Annotated in this window: 13 protein-coding genes and 1 pseudogene; 10 read left to right on the top strand and 4 right to left on the bottom strand. The window is 33.8% G+C overall.

Going from position 1 to position 15402, the window contains the following annotated elements; translation table 11 throughout:
- Positions 1-231 precede the first annotated feature (231 nt).
- Together CIGNP109_RS08010 and murI are read left to right on the top strand one after the other, a co-directional pair.
- Positions 232-2034, top strand: a complete 1803-nt coding sequence (locus tag CIGNP109_RS08010) for a menaquinone biosynthesis decarboxylase (protein ID WP_086228872.1) — start codon at positions 232-234, stop codon at positions 2032-2034.
- Positions 2034-2789, top strand: coding sequence for a glutamate racemase (gene murI, locus CIGNP109_RS08015; RefSeq protein ID WP_086228873.1), 756 nt, complete (start codon positions 2034-2036; stop codon positions 2787-2789). Before CIGNP109_RS08010 ends, murI begins: the two co-directional genes overlap by 1 nt.
- A 39-nt stretch (positions 2790-2828) precedes the next feature.
- On the opposite strand, the gene CIGNP109_RS08020 is transcribed toward murI, so the two are convergent.
- Genes CIGNP109_RS08020 through CIGNP109_RS08030 form a run of 3 tightly spaced genes read right to left on the bottom strand, consistent with a single transcriptional unit; the run spans position 2829 to position 7640 of the window.
- Positions 2829-3401 carry a tetratricopeptide repeat protein gene (locus tag CIGNP109_RS08020; RefSeq protein WP_086228874.1) on the bottom strand — a complete coding sequence of 191 codons (573 nt, stop codon included), beginning with the start codon at positions 3399-3401 and terminating at the stop codon, positions 2829-2831.
- 18 nt (positions 3402-3419) lie between these two features.
- Positions 3420-5228, bottom strand: coding sequence for a glutamine--fructose-6-phosphate transaminase (isomerizing) (gene glmS, locus CIGNP109_RS08025; RefSeq protein WP_086228875.1), 1809 nt, complete (start codon positions 5226-5228; stop codon positions 3420-3422).
- Between the two features lie 3 nt (positions 5229-5231).
- Positions 5232-7640 carry a hypothetical protein gene (locus tag CIGNP109_RS08030; protein WP_086228876.1) on the bottom strand — a complete coding sequence of 803 codons (2409 nt, stop codon included), beginning with the start codon at positions 7638-7640 and terminating at the stop codon, positions 5232-5234.
- A gap of 246 nt (positions 7641-7886) precedes the next feature.
- Here CIGNP109_RS08030 and CIGNP109_RS08035 point away from each other — a divergent pair, with 246 nt between their 5' ends.
- From CIGNP109_RS08035 to CIGNP109_RS08065, 8 genes and pseudogenes are all read left to right on the top strand, one after another.
- Entirely contained in the window at positions 7887-8567 is a 681-nt protein-coding gene (locus CIGNP109_RS08035) for a hypothetical protein (RefSeq protein WP_086228877.1), read from the top strand.
- Positions 8560-9183, top strand: coding sequence for a hypothetical protein (locus CIGNP109_RS08040; protein ID WP_086228878.1), 624 nt, complete (start codon positions 8560-8562; stop codon positions 9181-9183). The genes CIGNP109_RS08035 and CIGNP109_RS08040 overlap by 8 nt, the downstream gene beginning before the upstream one ends.
- Complete coding sequence (locus tag CIGNP109_RS08045) at positions 9180-9737, top strand: hypothetical protein (RefSeq protein WP_086228879.1); 558 nt, start codon at positions 9180-9182, stop codon at positions 9735-9737. The genes CIGNP109_RS08040 and CIGNP109_RS08045 overlap by 4 nt, the downstream gene beginning before the upstream one ends.
- Positions 9734-9916 (top strand): annotated as a pseudogene (locus CIGNP109_RS08885) (ABC transporter substrate-binding protein); the annotation flags it as partial. The gene CIGNP109_RS08045 and the pseudogene CIGNP109_RS08885, both read left to right, overlap by 4 nt.
- Before the next feature lie 12 nt (positions 9917-9928).
- A complete protein-coding gene (locus CIGNP109_RS08705; protein WP_086229990.1) occupies positions 9929-10138 on the top strand; it encodes a hypothetical protein in 210 nt (69 codons plus the stop codon).
- 11 nt (positions 10139-10149) lie between these two features.
- Positions 10150-12201: a TonB-dependent receptor gene (locus CIGNP109_RS08055; RefSeq protein ID WP_086228880.1), complete on the top strand. Its 2052-nt coding sequence runs from the start codon at positions 10150-10152 to the stop codon at positions 12199-12201.
- 8 nt (positions 12202-12209) lie between these two features.
- Entirely contained in the window at positions 12210-13193 is a 984-nt protein-coding gene (locus CIGNP109_RS08060; RefSeq protein ID WP_086228881.1) for a FecCD family ABC transporter permease, read from the top strand.
- Positions 13190-13933, top strand: a complete 744-nt coding sequence (locus CIGNP109_RS08065) for an ABC transporter ATP-binding protein (RefSeq protein ID WP_086228882.1) — start codon at positions 13190-13192, stop codon at positions 13931-13933. Before CIGNP109_RS08060 ends, CIGNP109_RS08065 begins: the two co-directional genes overlap by 4 nt.
- 71 nt (positions 13934-14004) lie before the next feature.
- Here the strand turns inward: CIGNP109_RS08065 and CIGNP109_RS08070 are convergent.
- Positions 14005-15402: flagellin (locus tag CIGNP109_RS08070; RefSeq protein WP_086228883.1), on the bottom strand; the 1398-nt coding region annotated here is incomplete at its 5' end.

A 15402-nucleotide genomic window follows, 5' to 3' on the forward strand; every position in this document is an offset into this window, starting at 1 on the left:
AACCAAGCTTTTCAGAAGGTTAAGGTGTTTCTCAATTCGTGAGCTGGAATTATATAAGAGATATGCTTAAAATAAGATTAAATATTAGGCTATTTTCCTAAATATTTTAAATTTTTAATTAAATTTAGTCTAAATTCAAATTTTTTACTCTAAATTTATGATTTTAACTAACTTTTTGCTTAATGTTTTATATATTATGATAGACTTTCTTTGTTTAAAAATGGAGAAAACATGCATTACTATATAAATTTGCTTAAAGAAAATAATCTATTAAAAATTATAGAAGCGCCATGCGATATTGATCTTGAAATTGCTCATATTAGCTACATCGAAGTTAAAAAAGATAATTCTAAGGCTATATTATTTACTAATCCTATAAATAAAAATGGTGATAAATTTCCCCCTGTGATAACAAATATTTTTGGTAGTTTTAAGGCGCTTAAGATAATTTTTGGGCGTGATATTAGTGATATCTCTGATGAAATTTCAGCTCTTTTAAAGCCTAAAAAGCCAAATTCTCTGAAAGAAAAAATAGATTTTTTTGGCTATATTTTGAGTTTAAAATCCATTTTTCCAAAAAGATTAAAAGGCAAGGGTATATGTCAAGAGTGTGAATTTAAAGAGCCAAATTTATATAAACTTCCGGTTTTAAAAACTTGGGATGATGATGGTGGCGCCTTTATCACGATGGGTCAAGTCTATACTAAGGCGTTAAATGGAACTACTCAAAATTTGGGTATGTATCGCCTTCAAGTCCATAGCCAAAATGAGCTTGGAATGCACTGGCAAATTCACAAAGATGGGGCGCATTTTTTTCATGAGTATAAAAAAGCAGGGGTCAAAATGCCAGTCAGCGTGGCGATCGGTGGTGATCCGTTATATATCTGGTGTGGGCAGGCTCCATTGCCAAAAAATATTTTTGAGCTAATGCTATATGGATTTATCCGCAAAAAGCCCGCAAAGCTGGTAAAATCGCTCACAAATGATATTTATGTGCCTTTTGATGCTGATTTTGTCATTGAGGGATTTGTAGATCCAAATGAGCTAAGAGATGAAGGAAAATTTGGCGATCATACTGGATATTATACGCCGATTGAGCCTTTTCCGCTGATGAGGGTGACAAAAATCACTCACAAAAAAAATCCCATATTTTCTGCTACGGTCGTTGGCAAACCACCTTTAGAAGATAAATATATGGGATATGCAACTGAGCGTATATTTTTGCCACTTTTGCAAACTACTGCACCAGATCTGATTGATTATAAAATGCCTGAAAATGGTGTTTTCCATAATCTTATTTTGGCTAAATTTAACTCACTTTATCCAGCACACGCTCAGCAGCTTATGCATGCATTTTGGGGAGTTGGGCAGATGAGCTTTGTCAAACACGCTATTTTCGTGCCTAGTGATGCGCCAAATTTGGGGGATTATAAAAATTTGGCTAAATTTGTCTTAGATCGATTCAGCCCTAAAAGCTGTCTAATCACAAGCGGAATTTGCGATCAATTAGATCATGCGAGTCCGAATTCGTGCTATGGTGGGAAATTAGGGATCGATGCTTCTATCGATAATGCCACGCAAGCGCCAAATATCTTAAGCGACGCTGAATTACTCAGTAAATTCCAAAAGATAGATCCTAATATCTTAGAAGTTTATCAATACTTCACCCAAACCAAAAACCCAATATGTATGGTAAAAATAGATAAAAAATCAAATTTAAAACCGCTTTTTAGCTCTATTTTAGCGCTTAGGGAGCATTTTAAAATAGTGATTTTCACTGATAGCGATGCGAGATTGGATAATCCATATATGATGACTTGGCGTATCACAAATAGCATAGATGCTGGGCGTGATATATTTATAGATAATGAGCAGATTATAATCGACGCTACTAGAAAAAATATAGATGATAGCTATACAAAAGAGTGGCCTAAAGAGACAAATTGTAATAAAAATATAGTAAATAACCTTATTAAAAGAGGTTTGATAGATGATGATGAAAATTTATTTGAAAAATTTGAGATATTTGGCTGATGGTTGTAGCGGTATTTGACTCTGGATTTGGGGGGCTAAGTCTTTTAAATGAGGCCAAAAAGGAGCTTAAAGGGTGTGATTTTATCTATTTTGCTGATAATGACAACGCACCTTATGGGATAAAGAGCATTGATGAGATAAGAGCTCTTAGCATTGATGCGGTCGAGTTTTTACGCCCTATGGCTGATATAATCGTAATTGCGTGTAATACCGCCACAAGTGCTGCTATAAGCGACCTTAGGCAGAAATTTAGCATACCGATTATCGGTATGGAGCCAGCAGTGAAGTTAGGTCAGAGCGAAGATGGCAATATACTGGTTATCGCTACGCCAGCTACAATAAAGGGTGCTAAGCTAAATGAGCTTTTAAAAAGATCAAATTTAAGCGATAAAACCTATCTTTTACCTATGCCAAAGCTAGTGGAATTCGCTCAAAATATGGAGTTTGACTCACCATCAGTGAAGCGATATATAGCTGAGCAAATAGCTCAAATCAATGCTACAAATATATCACTTTTGGTGCTAGGATGTACGCATTTTAACTATTTTAAAGATAGTTTTGCTGCTTTAATGCCAAATTGTAAGATTGTAGATGGGATAAATGGGACTATAAAGCAGATCAAAAGAAAATTAGATGAGCTAGAAAATGGCAAAAATTTAGATAAAAATTTGATCTACTACTCATCTAAAAAACAAAAAGATATAAATCTCATCACCCCATTTCTATCAAGGCTTGATGAGATGAGAAAAATCTAATCAGATAAGCCGTGGGATATATACTTAGATTGCTATAAGCTATCTATTATTTAATCTTTTATATCCATCACAACCAAGTTGATTGCCTAAATCACACGCCTTGCCATAATACTCCTTAGCTATAGTATAATCTTGTCTTACGCCTTTGGCTTTTTCATATGCGATTCCAAGGTTAAGGCAACCTAGTGAGTTGGCATTATCACAAGCCTTCTGAGATGATTTGATAGCATTTTGGTAATTTTGTCTTATACCCTCGCCTTCACGATATAAGTTTATAAGGCTACCACAGCCCCATAAATCGCCGTTATCACAGGCTTTTTCGTATAATTTTGCGGCTTTGCGGTAGTTTAGCTCTACGCCTTTACCACTTACATACAGATCCCCAAGAGCAGAACAGGCAAATGCGTAATCATTATCACAAGCTTTTTGATATAGCTCGGCGGCTTTGTGGTAGCTTTGCTCTACAAATTTGCCATATTTATAGAAATATCCAAGATAAAAGCAAGCATCCATATCACCATTATCGCAAGAGATTTCTAATTCTTTTAAATTCAAATCCCTAGCCACAACCACGCTAAAAAGTAGCGAAATAATCCAAATAAGCCTTTTCATAATATTTTTATTAAATTCCTATTCTACCGTTACGCTCTTAGCAAGGTTTCTTGGCATATCTACATCATTGCCTAATCTAATAGAAATCTCAAGCGCAAAAAGCTGTAAAACAACCATAATTTCAAAGAATTCACTCATCGGATGCGAATGAGAATTGATCTTGATAAAGTCATCGCTAAGCTCAAATTCCAAAGGCGAAATGGTAGTGATGAAGGCATCTCTAGCGGCCAATTCTTCAACATTTGATTTAGTTTTATCATATAAGATGGTTTGCGGTAAGAGCGCTATTGTATATAGCCCCTCATCGGCCAAAGCGATTGGCCCATGCTTCATCTCACCAGCCGGATAACCCTCGGCGTGTAGGTAACTAATCTCTTTTAATTTCAACGCCCCTTCAAGAGCAAGTGGGTAAAATATATCCCTACCGATAAAGAAAAATCCATGCCCATGGACATAGTGCTTGGCTTTGCGATAGATTTTCTCTTGTAAGCTCTTATCAAAATTCACAACAGATGGGATATTTCTCAATGTTTTAATCTCATTTTCTAAGGTTTCATCATCGATTGTGTGGCGAATTTTAGCTAATTTTAGAGCTAACATCCATAAGCATATCATTTGAGTAGCAAAGGCTTTGGTACTTGCTACGCCCTTTTCTATCCCAGCACGAGTTAGCAACACTTCTTTAGCCATTCTGACAATACTAGAATTATCCACATTACAGATAGCTAGGGTTTTTAAATTTGCGTTTTTAGCTATTTTTAAGGCTTCTAGCGTGTCTGCCGTTTCACCGCTTTGGCTAATTACTATAAATAGCGAATTTGGATTTAAAAACGGCTCTTTATATCTAAATTCGCTAGCCACAACTACGCTAGCTCTGATTTTAGCTAATCTTTCTAATAGATAGCTAGCAGCTAAGGCCGCATGGTAGCTAGTCCCACAAGCACACAAGACCACCTCATCGATATCATTAAACAAGCTTATATCGATATCCAAATTCAAATCATCATCGCTCAATCTACCCATCAAGCACTCAGCGATCACTTGAGACTGCTCATATATCTCTTTTTCCATAAAAAATCTATAGCCATCTTTTAGGGCGTAGCCTTTATCTTTTGGTAGTTCGGTGAAATTTGGCTTTATCTCTTGATTATTCTCATCAAATATAGTTAAATTTCCTAATTTCGCCACTCCGTAACTGCCATCTTCTAGATATATAGCCTCCTTAGCTAGGCCAATAAGCGGAGAATCCGAGCTAGATAGATAAATTTCATCCCCATCTCTAGCGATAATCAAAGGAGCCGCATTTTTAGCAAAAAATATCTCATCTGGAGCAGCCTTAGTAACAAGCAAGGTAGCATAAGCACCCTTTAATCTGCTAATTGTCTTTTTATAAGCTTCAAATGGGGTTTTAGCACTTTTATTATACTCTTCAAAAAGATGGACTATAACCTCCGTATCAGTCTGACTTAAAAACTTCACCCCACTAGCTTCTAGCTCATCTTTTAACTCTTTGTAATTTTCTATAATTCCATTATGAATAACAAAGCTATACTCGCCTAAATGTGGATGAGCGTTTATCTCAGTAGGTTTGCCATGTGTCGCCCATCTAGTATGGCCTATAGCTACGCCATTGCCAAGGTATTGGCACTCTTTCATTTTGCTAGCTAAATTCTCAAGCTTACCAACAGCCTTATAATAGCTCATCTCATTACCTATGATAATCGCCATCCCCGCACTATCATATCCACGATATTCAAGCTCTTTTAATCCATTTAATATAATATTTTTTTTCTCTTTTTTACCGATATAGCCGACGATTCCACACATATTTTACTCCGTTATAATCTCTTTTAAAAACTCATCCACTACGCTCTTTAAATCATCATTTATAGATAAAAGAAACATATTTCTGGTACGGTTTTTGATGGTTTGTATTCTAGCATTTGCTAGCTTAATTTGGAATTTGCTAAGCATACTTAGGATATAAATCATAAATCCACGCTGGTCTTTGGCGTTGATATTTAATTTCGCATAATTTTGAGAATAGTTCATATCAAAGCTAACTTCATTAGGCAAAATCACTGGCTTGTCATATTGCGGTTTCTCTTTAGAGCATAGCGCTTGGATAATCTCGCTTTTGCTCTTATCGATACTGGAATTATAATCTAGCCTTATATAGCTCTTACCATCAAAAAGCTCACAAATCTCCATATACGCAAGATCAAACCCACGAAGCTCCCTAAGAGCCATCGCCATATTCCAATTGCTCTTGGCTATGATTTGTAGGCTATGGCTAGTTAGTTCTAAATCGATATTTGAGCACTCACTAGCCCTAAGGGCGATATCTATTATCTGCTGCTGGCTATACTTGCTAAAGAGCAAATTTGACTCTATGCTTAGAATTTGCTCTTTTATATCCTTATCTAAAGCGATAAATTCTCTCTGTTTTTTGAGTAATTCTATCTTTTTTGTCCGTTTATTAACACTATCCATCAAGCTCTCATCGCTATCAAAAGCACTCAAAGCACTATCATAAATTTGACGCAATTTGGCATTGTCAATATCGCTAAAATGATTTAAATTCCTAGCTTTTAACCTAGCGTAAGTTAGGATATATAGTAGTTTTAGAGCTTGTTTTTCTTTGATAGAGCTTACTAAATTTAGCATTATTGGCTCACTAATTGGCTCTGATAAGATATCTATTAGTTGATTTTGATTTTTTATCAGATTTATCCCCATATTTATGGTCTTTTGTAATAGAACTAATTTCGCACAATACGATCTAAATATATTAGCGCTACTTACATAATTTGGCGAGGCTTGATGCATAAGTGCTACTAGCTTTAATAGCATTTTGCCATTAGCACAAAGATCATTATATAGACTAAGAACAAATCTATCTTGGATATTTTCTATCTCTCCTACGATCGCCACGCAACTCTCATCTAGGCTATACTCACCTTCTAAACTAGCCAAATGAGTGCTAAACTCCATCGGCTTTATAATCTTAAATAGCTTTGAGCTATCTAAGAGTAACTTTAAGATATCCTTGCTATATCTGCGATTTAATATCTTTTTTAATCCATCATATATTTTTGAGTGGTTGCCATCATCTAAACGCTTTATATATATAAGCACACTTATATCAAATTTCAGCTCCACATCTGGCAAAAAGCTTAACTCTTTAAGCGCTGATTTAAGATCGATTGGCTTTTTGCGGCTTGGTGCGTAGATGGTATTTGCGATATTGTATAGACCGCTTGGCAAACGACATATTCTAGCTGTGCCTAATGATATTTTCACCCCAAAAGCACGCCTAGCTAGATATCTTGAATAGATATATATAGTATGCATAGCCCATAGACATTTACTTAAGAGTATCTCTTGTGGGCTTAGACCTTTTTTTGCTTTGGTTTGCATTATTTTAGCTACAGAATCTAGATATTCACGCCCTAATATCTCGCCACCGCCGCTAATTTGAAGGGCAGAGCGAAGAGAGCTGATATAATCAAAAGCCAAATTCAACTCACTTAACTCATCTTCATCAATATACTTTAATATATTTGTCTTTAATGTCCCACCAAAAAGGCTAAAAAGCCAAAATATCCTTTTATAATCCATAAATCCACCACTACCATTAAGTAGATTTGGGCTACAATCTAAATATTGCGGACAACTCATAGGCTCAAGCTTTCTTAAATGATAGCTAATTAGCTCATCTTTTTTCTTTTCATTGAGTTTTGAAATTTGATTTTTGATATTTTTATATAAGATTTTTGATCCACAAACCAAGCGAATATGGCTAAATAGCACCATAAGCTCAATATCATTAGCCAAAGGTGATAGCTCATCTTTTTCACAAATTTTAGCCTCGATATCTAGGCCAACTTCTTTTAAGATATTAGCATATCTTTGCGCTATAGCGTTTGAGTTGTATCCTAGCTCGTTTTTATATATTATGGCTAGGTCGATATTGCTCTTGACACTCATCTCACCAAGTGCGTAGCTACCGATTGCCACCACGCACAAAGGCACACTCTCATCACTTGGGTCAAACTCCCCAAATGAGTCAAATTTGAGTATATTAAAGGCTGTTTTTAGAAACTTATCTATCTCTTTGGATTGATAAATCCCATAATTACGCCCACCAAGTCGCATAAAATTGCTTTTAAGGCTATTTTTACACTTTGCGATATCATCTTTAAGTTTTAAATTTGTTTTATTCTTATTAGGTTCCATCTACTTCCTTTAAGTAGTATTTTATCTAAATTCAACTTGTAACTATATTATACATAAATTTTATATAATCAAATTGATATTAACATAATTTAGTTAATAATAATTATAAAAATATATATGTATTTATCGATATTTAAAAGTATTTATTTTTAATTAAAATTGATAATGAATATTATTTGTTTTATTTTCTTTTAAATTAACTTATGTAATAATTCCGCCTTTAAATTATATTAACAAAGGAAAAATATGCAATCAAAACCCATCTGTTATGATGATATTGACAGCTCAATTGAATTTATAAAGTCTATAGGTTCTATAGCTGTATTAGATACCCAAGAAATAGATAACATGACATCGCAAAATAATAACTTTTATGGTGATATTTTTATTAAAATAAATGCATATGAAATGCTAGAAAAAGCAGATGCTTTATCAAAATTTAAAATAATTTTAATAAATGGAAGTTGCGATCAAATCTTTTTATTAAAACATAAAGATAAAATTAGCGAATTCTTAGATAAAGGCGGTATTTTGCTAATTTTTTGCGCAATGTATATCAATTGGTTAGATACTCCATCCCTATATATACCAAGCCAAATTCCAATTAAAAGTAGAATGATTCATACCTGCTATCATCAAATTACAAATGGAGTTAAAGATTATGATATCACATATAGGCGTGGAGTATGTGGCTTTTTTAGTCGTGGCTATATTACTCCGCCTAAAAATGCAACAATAATCTTAAAAGACAATCAAGACAAATGTGTCGCATATATAGATAAAAATAGCACAAATGGAGTCATATTGCATACGGCTGGAGCTGATCTATTTGAATATGGATTATTTGAGCAAAGCACAGCTAAAAGAATGGGGTTAAATCTTATAAAATGGCTAGAAAATGAATTAAAAGGAAATAATAATGAATAATGCAATAATCACTGGTGGAGCCTTTCATAATCAAAATTTTTTTCAAGTTTGTAATTGTAAATTTAAAAATATTATTAAAGAACAAATCTATATATTAGATTTACATTCTACAGATCTTAGTAAATATGACTATATTATCATTGCTTCAAGGCTAAACCCTAAAATTTTAACTCAAAACAAGGCTAAATTTGAGGAATATCTACAAAATGGTGGGCATATAATTAGCTTTGGCGATATAATGGGCGATCATTTACCATCTATAGATTTTACCCCTACTCAAGTAAATTTTTGGTGGTGGATTCATCCTGGAGCTGACTTACCTATGTATGCGTATGATAGCAGTGATGAGATTTGGAATTTTTTAAAGTTACAAGAATGCAAATGGCACTATCATGGAGTATTTAATCCACCTAAATATGCTAAAAAAATTATAGTTGATGAGATCGGCAAAACTATTTTATATAAGGATAGCTATAGTTTTGCAGGAAATATGTATATAACCTCATTAGATCCAGATTATCATATCGGTCAAGGCTTCATGCCAATTACTATTGTATTTTTAGAAAAATTTATAGCATGGGTAGAATATGATATAAAAAATGGAGCTAAAATATGAAAAAATTACTATTTTTGCTACTTATTGCTATTACTACAATAGCAAATGCCAAGAACGTTGTTGTTGTTGGGTTGTGGCCTTTACCACCTATAGTTAGCTTGCTTAGCGATGCTAATCTAACACTCATCCCAAAGGCTTCATACAGCGCAATGGAGCACTCTTTAATAAAAAAATATCGTCCTGGATACCAAAAAGCAATTTTGGCCAATAATCCAAATTTAGAAGAGTTGATTTTATTAAATGCTGATTTATACATCTGCGGTATATCAAATATTAAAATCTGTCAAGGATTAAAAGCTGCTAATTTAAATGTTATTGAATTAACTACAAATATAGATTCATATAATTCCAAACTTACTCTAGCTCACTGGCTAAAAGAGCTTGAGAAGCACTTTGATATCTCTGAAAAAAGTAGATCTATAATAGAATATATATCAAATATTGAAAATCAGATTAAAACAGCAACTGCTAATGCTAAAAAACCAACAGCTCTAATCATACATAGAATCGATAAAGACAACATCACATCTGGCATATTAATGACTATCTTATAACTGCTTCAGGCGCCTTAAACCAATGGGGAAAAGAACAAAAAACTAGCATAAGTATAGAGGAGATATTTGCACATAATCCAGATATTATCTATATCTCAAATTTTACCCAAACTACCCCAGATGATATATATTCAAAAAAGCAATGGCAAAGCATAAATGCTATAAAAAATAAAAGAGTATACAAATTACCAATGGCTTCATATCGTCCTTTTGCTCCTAGTTTAGATCTTGGATTGACGCTTTTATTTTTAGCTAAGCACAACCATCCAGATATATTTATGAATTTAAATTTAAAAGATGAATATGAAAAATTTTATAAAATATTTTTTGATATATCACTTGATAATCAAGATATTCATATGATATTTAATCCATCTATAGAAGCTGCAATAATAAATTAAAAAGGTGTAAAATGAAAAAAATATTATTAATAAGTTTGGCCACTTCTTGCGTTCTAGCACAAGTACATAAGTTAGATGAAAGCGTTGCAAATTTAAATATAAACTCTCTTGATACAACAGAACAATTAAAAGAGTATCAAAATGAGCTACCAACTAGAAGTGTTAGTGTCGTAACAAATCAAGACATCCTTACATCTGGTGGCAGCGGTGGCGTTCAAAGCCTATTAAATAATGTTCCAGGTATCACATACTCACGCTCTGGTGGGATTGGCGGACAGCTTACTGTTCGTGGTATGAATTCTAATAACTCTCGCTCAATAATCGCCGTAGATGGTGTAAAAGTCACAGGTAGAAGCACTTTAGAATTAAATATGATTGATCCAAATTCACTAGATGGAATAGAAGTAATCAGAGGTGCAGCCAGCTCGTTATATGGTTCTAGCGCAATAAATGGTGTTATCAATTTTAAATCTAGACGCTATCACGGCGATACAAATGCCCCATTTGATCTAGACGCTAAAATCAGAGCATTAGAATTTAATAGTGTAAATAACGGCTTTGGCGGACGTGCCGAAATAATCGGCGGTGGCGATGGCTGGGATATATTAATTGGTACCCATGGTAGAAAAGGTAGTGACTTTCGCACCCCAGATGGCATAGCAGAACGCTCCAAATATCAAAGCTGGGGTGCTGATTATCACATCGGTTACTCATATGACGATATTAGATACTACTCAATGGGTAAATTTCAAAAAATAAATACCTATAATGCTGGCGGTATCCATGCAAAACCTGGTAGTTCATTTGGGATTATTCGAAATGAAGATCCAATGTATGAGTACTATATAAGAGTCGGAACAGAAATTTGGAATTTAGGTTTTGCCGATAAAATGGATATATATGCTTATTATAGGCATTATGATACTGATTTGCGTATAGATAGACGCTCTATAAACGGACCTTGGACACACAATAAAGTATATAATACCAACCAAATAGGAACAAATATACTATTTGATTCACAAATTCAAAATCATCTGTTAAGCTACGGTATATCGACACTTACAGTCTACTCTCCAACTCCAATAAAAATTATAGATTTAAAAACTAATAGAGAAAGTACAAGCTCTAGACCAACATCTAGCACTGAGATTGCTGCGTTTATAAAAGATGATTGGAGCATATTTAATGACTTAACTCTTTCGGGCTCTTTGCGATATGATTACAATATAGTTAAAATTGGATCGCAACAGTATACTGGTGAAACACCAGAAGCTACTAAATTTTTAAATGATAATGATATAAAAACATCAGATGCTATCACTGGTAGTATCGGTGCATTATATAATCTTAACGACTATTTTAGCATTGTGGGTAATCTCTCTAGAAGCTATAAAAGCCCTGGCACAAATGGATTATTTCCAAGTCCAACTACGGAAGCAAACCACGATCTTAAAGCTGAAATTGCCTATACATATGAGACTGGCCTAAGATATAGCGATGCATATAACTATGGTTCTTTAGTCTATTTTAGAACCGATTATACCGATATGATTCAAAATCAACCTATAAGTAATGGCAAAGTTAAGCCAGTAAATATAGGAAAAGCATTAATTCAAGGTTTAGAGTATGAAAGTCATCATAAATACAATAATTTTTTTATAGATTTAGTAGGCTCATATAATTATGGGCAAGATAAAACCGCAGATAAGCCATTAGCCTATATAGCTCCATTTTATGGTTTAGCTTCGTTAGGATACAAATTCAACTGGGGAGATATTAAGTGGTCACAAAGAGCATATTTGGGTAAAAATAGAATTGATAATACACAAGAAAGAAAGAGCAGATCATATACAATGAGCGATATATATATCTCTACACATTTGGGATATTTTGATTCTGAATTTAAAAATATGTGGATTACATTTGGAGTAGAAAATCTCTTTAATACAAAAGGCAGAAATCCATCTGTTGCAGAAGATATTGCATATTCAAAAACTATCTCAAATCCACTTATGGAGCCAGGAACAAATGCATTTCTTAAATTTGCCTATAATTACTAAGGGTTAAAATGTATTACTTTATAGCAACTTTGATTTTAATTTGCACTAGTTTAATAGCACTTAGCATTGGTAGATATGACATTGATTATCATCAAATTTATAACTTATTAATAGCATTAATCAAAGGGGATCCTATAGATGAAAAACTAAGATACATACTATTTGAAGTTCGATTGCCAAGAGTAATTTTAGCTATTTTTGTCGGAGCAGCACTTGGTGTAGCTGGAGCATCTTTTCAGGCTATTTTTCGAAATCCACTAGCTAGCCCAGATATACTAGGTGTAGCTAGTGGGGCTGGATTTGAAGCAGCACTAGCTTTACTTTTTGGATTAAATATAGTGTTTTTAAGTAGCCTTGCTTTTGCATTTGGAATTTTAACTCTATTTTTAACGCTTATTGTTGCTAGAGATATGGATAATCGCATTATGATTATCCTTGGTGGAATTATTATCTCAGCTCTATTTCAAAGTCTAATATCAATTTTAAAATATATAGCCGATCCGCAAGATACTCTTCCTGCTATTACATATTGGCTGCTTGGAAGCCTAAGCATAAGCAATATATCCCAACTTATATTTGGCTGCATTGTAATGACATTAGGCATAGTTATTACTTTAATTTTTAGATGGAAACATAATCTATTAATGCTTGATGATAATGAAGCTAAAAGTCTTGGATTAAATATAAGACAAATTCGAATTCTTTTAATTCTTAGTTCGACACTATTAGTCTCTAGTTCAGTTAGTATTTGTGGTATTATTGGCTGGGTTGGATTAGTTATTCCACATATTGCTAGACTAATAATAGGAAGCAATAACGCATTGGTTTTACCATTTAGTATGCTCATAGGAGCTATTTTTATGATTATTATAGATACACTTAGTCGCTCAATTAGCTCTGAGGAAATACCTATATCAATTCTTAGTGCTATAATTGGGGCAATATTTTTTATTGTTATTTTATATCGTAGTAAAGGGGTTATGAAATTATGAGTATGTTTAGAGTAGAAGATGGAAAATTTAGTAGATCAGGGCGTGTAATATTTGATAATTTAAACTTTAGCATCAACAAAGGAGAGGCATTAGCTATTTTAGGTTGCAATGGCGTAGGAAAAACTACACTTATTCAATGTTGCATTGGATTATTAAAATGGCAATCTGGCAAAAGCTACATAAATAACAGATCGATCTGTAGTTTTAAAAATAACGAGTTATTTTCACATATTGCCTATATTCCACAAGCTAAAAATTTAAATATCGGACTAAAAGTAATCGATATGGTGCTTTTAGGATGCAATACAAGTATAAAATTTATCCCTAAAAAAGAGCACAAAGATAGAGCATTAGCCACTTTATCTAGTCTTGGAATTGAATATTTAGCCAATAAAAGTTGTGATAATCTAAGTGGCGGAGAGCTTCAAATGGTAGTTTTTGCTAGAGCTTTAGTAAATAATCCTAGTATAATAATTTTAGATGAACCAGAGTCAAATTTAGACTTTAAAAATCAACACATAATCCTAGAAACTCTCCAAAAATTAAAAGATCAAAATAAAGCTATAATTATAAATACTCACTATCCTCAAAATGCCAAAAAATTAGCCGAGAAAGTATTAATAATGCACAAAGATAAAAAACATATTTTAGGAGATAATTCGTTAATCAACAAAACTCAGCTTAGCAAAAGCTTTAATGTATCAAATAGTTTTTTTGATTATCTAGGAGAGATTCATTGAGTTTAAACCCTAATAATAGAAATTTTTGCTAGAAGTGCCATTATAATAATGGCACTTCCTAAAATCAGATTTTACTGTAGTAGTCTTAATATATTTTGTTGGACAGCATTTGCCTGGCTCATGGCGTAGCTACCACTTTGAGCTAGGATATTGAATTTAGAGAAATTCGCACTCTCACTAGCAAAATCCACATCCCTTATCTGACTTTCAGCTGATTTGACATTGACTTGGGTAACTGTGATGTTGTTTATCGTAGCTACTAATTGATTTTGGACTGAACCTAGATCAGCCCTTAGTTTGTCTAGCTTTTTAAGCGCATTTAATGATACATCTATCAAAGCTTGCGCCCCTGCATAGCTATTAACTCCAGCTGGCAACTCCAAAATCGGATTTAATAGCTCTACTTGACCCATCGCCCTTAATACATGCTCATCTAGCTTGTTTCTAACCAAATCACTTAGACTAAGTGATAATTGTTCTCTTAGCTGAGAGCCTATTATATCATTTGTATCAGCGGCCTTAGGATTTAAACCATCAATCCCAGCACCTTTTATATTGCCTGTAGTCTCTTTGAGATCCAAAGATGGTGGCGAACCATTATTTGATTGTAGATAGAGTTCACCTAAGATTAATGCACTTGTGCTTTTTGCACCGGTGCTATCTTGCATAGCTAGCCCCAATGCATCGGCATCATTTGTCGTGCCTACTTGAATTAATATTGGCTTACCGTTACTAGAGCTCATTGATAAACGCCCTCCAGCATTAGAAGCACTAACGCCAGTTATATCGCTTTTGGCATTGATGGTGTCTATTAGAGCATTTGAAGGATCTCTATTTGCCACGCTTAAATTTGTCCCTATCTCTACTCCATTTATGCTTAATTTCGAAACACTGCCGGGAAAAAAAGCACTACCAAGTATCGGAACAGAGCTAATAAATTCATTCTTCACTTTAGCCTTAACACCCGTCTCGCTGCTATAAGAGTTTATCTTATCAGCTATGACTCCTAGCCCATTATCTAGTATCTCTTGACCAGAGATAGCGTCGAATTTAATGCCATTTAAATGGCTTGGGACGGCGTTTAATTGCATAGTGAAATTCGCAGTATCAAAATTATTATTATCAAAAATCATAGGCGTAGTAGAGAGATAATGGGTGTGGCCTATGGCGTTTGAGTTGGTGTTTTCTACGCTGATTTTGGCCGTTTGGTTGCTATAAGCACCTATTTGGAAGTTTTTGTTTGAGAAGTTACCATTTAATAGCTTTTGACCATTGAAGCTTGTGGTGTTGGCGATATTGTCTAGCTCATCAAGAAGTCTTGAGATATCATTTTGGATTGCTTTTCTAGAGTCGCTGTTTTGGCTGTCGTTGGCTGCTTGGATAGCTTTGGTTTTAATAGTATCAAGTATTTTAATCTGTTCATCCATAGCTTTATCAGCAGTTTGAACAATACCAATTGCATCATTACC

It is taken from the genome of Campylobacter sp. P0109, from assembly GCF_002138755.1.
GTDB lineage: Bacteria > Campylobacterota > Campylobacteria > Campylobacterales > Campylobacteraceae > Campylobacter > Campylobacter devanensis.

Bases quoted from the DNA above. Each gene is read 5' to 3' on its own strand.
- glmS (WP_086228875.1), bottom strand. From the start codon at position 5,228: ATGTGTGGAATCGTCGGCTATATCGGTAAAAAAGAGAAAAAAAATATT.
- CIGNP109_RS08055 (WP_086228880.1), top strand. From the start codon at position 10,150: ATGAAAAAAATATTATTAATAAGTTTGGCCACTTCTTGCGTTCTAGCA.
- murI (WP_086228873.1), top strand. From the start codon at position 2,034: ATGGTTGTAGCGGTATTTGACTCTGGATTTGGGGGGCTAAGTCTTTTA.
- CIGNP109_RS08010 (WP_086228872.1), top strand. From the start codon at position 232: ATGCATTACTATATAAATTTGCTTAAAGAAAATAATCTATTAAAAATT.
- CIGNP109_RS08035 (WP_086228877.1), top strand. From the start codon at position 7,887: ATGCAATCAAAACCCATCTGTTATGATGATATTGACAGCTCAATTGAA.
- CIGNP109_RS08020 (WP_086228874.1), bottom strand. From the start codon at position 3,401: ATGAAAAGGCTTATTTGGATTATTTCGCTACTTTTTAGCGTGGTTGTG.
- CIGNP109_RS08030 (WP_086228876.1), bottom strand. From the start codon at position 7,640: ATGGAACCTAATAAGAATAAAACAAATTTAAAACTTAAAGATGATATC.
- CIGNP109_RS08040 (WP_086228878.1), top strand. From the start codon at position 8,560: ATGAATAATGCAATAATCACTGGTGGAGCCTTTCATAATCAAAATTTT.
- CIGNP109_RS08705 (WP_086229990.1), top strand. From the start codon at position 9,929: ATGGCTTCATATCGTCCTTTTGCTCCTAGTTTAGATCTTGGATTGACG.
- CIGNP109_RS08045 (WP_086228879.1), top strand. From the start codon at position 9,180: ATGAAAAAATTACTATTTTTGCTACTTATTGCTATTACTACAATAGCA.
- CIGNP109_RS08065 (WP_086228882.1), top strand. From the start codon at position 13,190: ATGAGTATGTTTAGAGTAGAAGATGGAAAATTTAGTAGATCAGGGCGT.
- CIGNP109_RS08060 (WP_086228881.1), top strand. From the start codon at position 12,210: ATGTATTACTTTATAGCAACTTTGATTTTAATTTGCACTAGTTTAATA.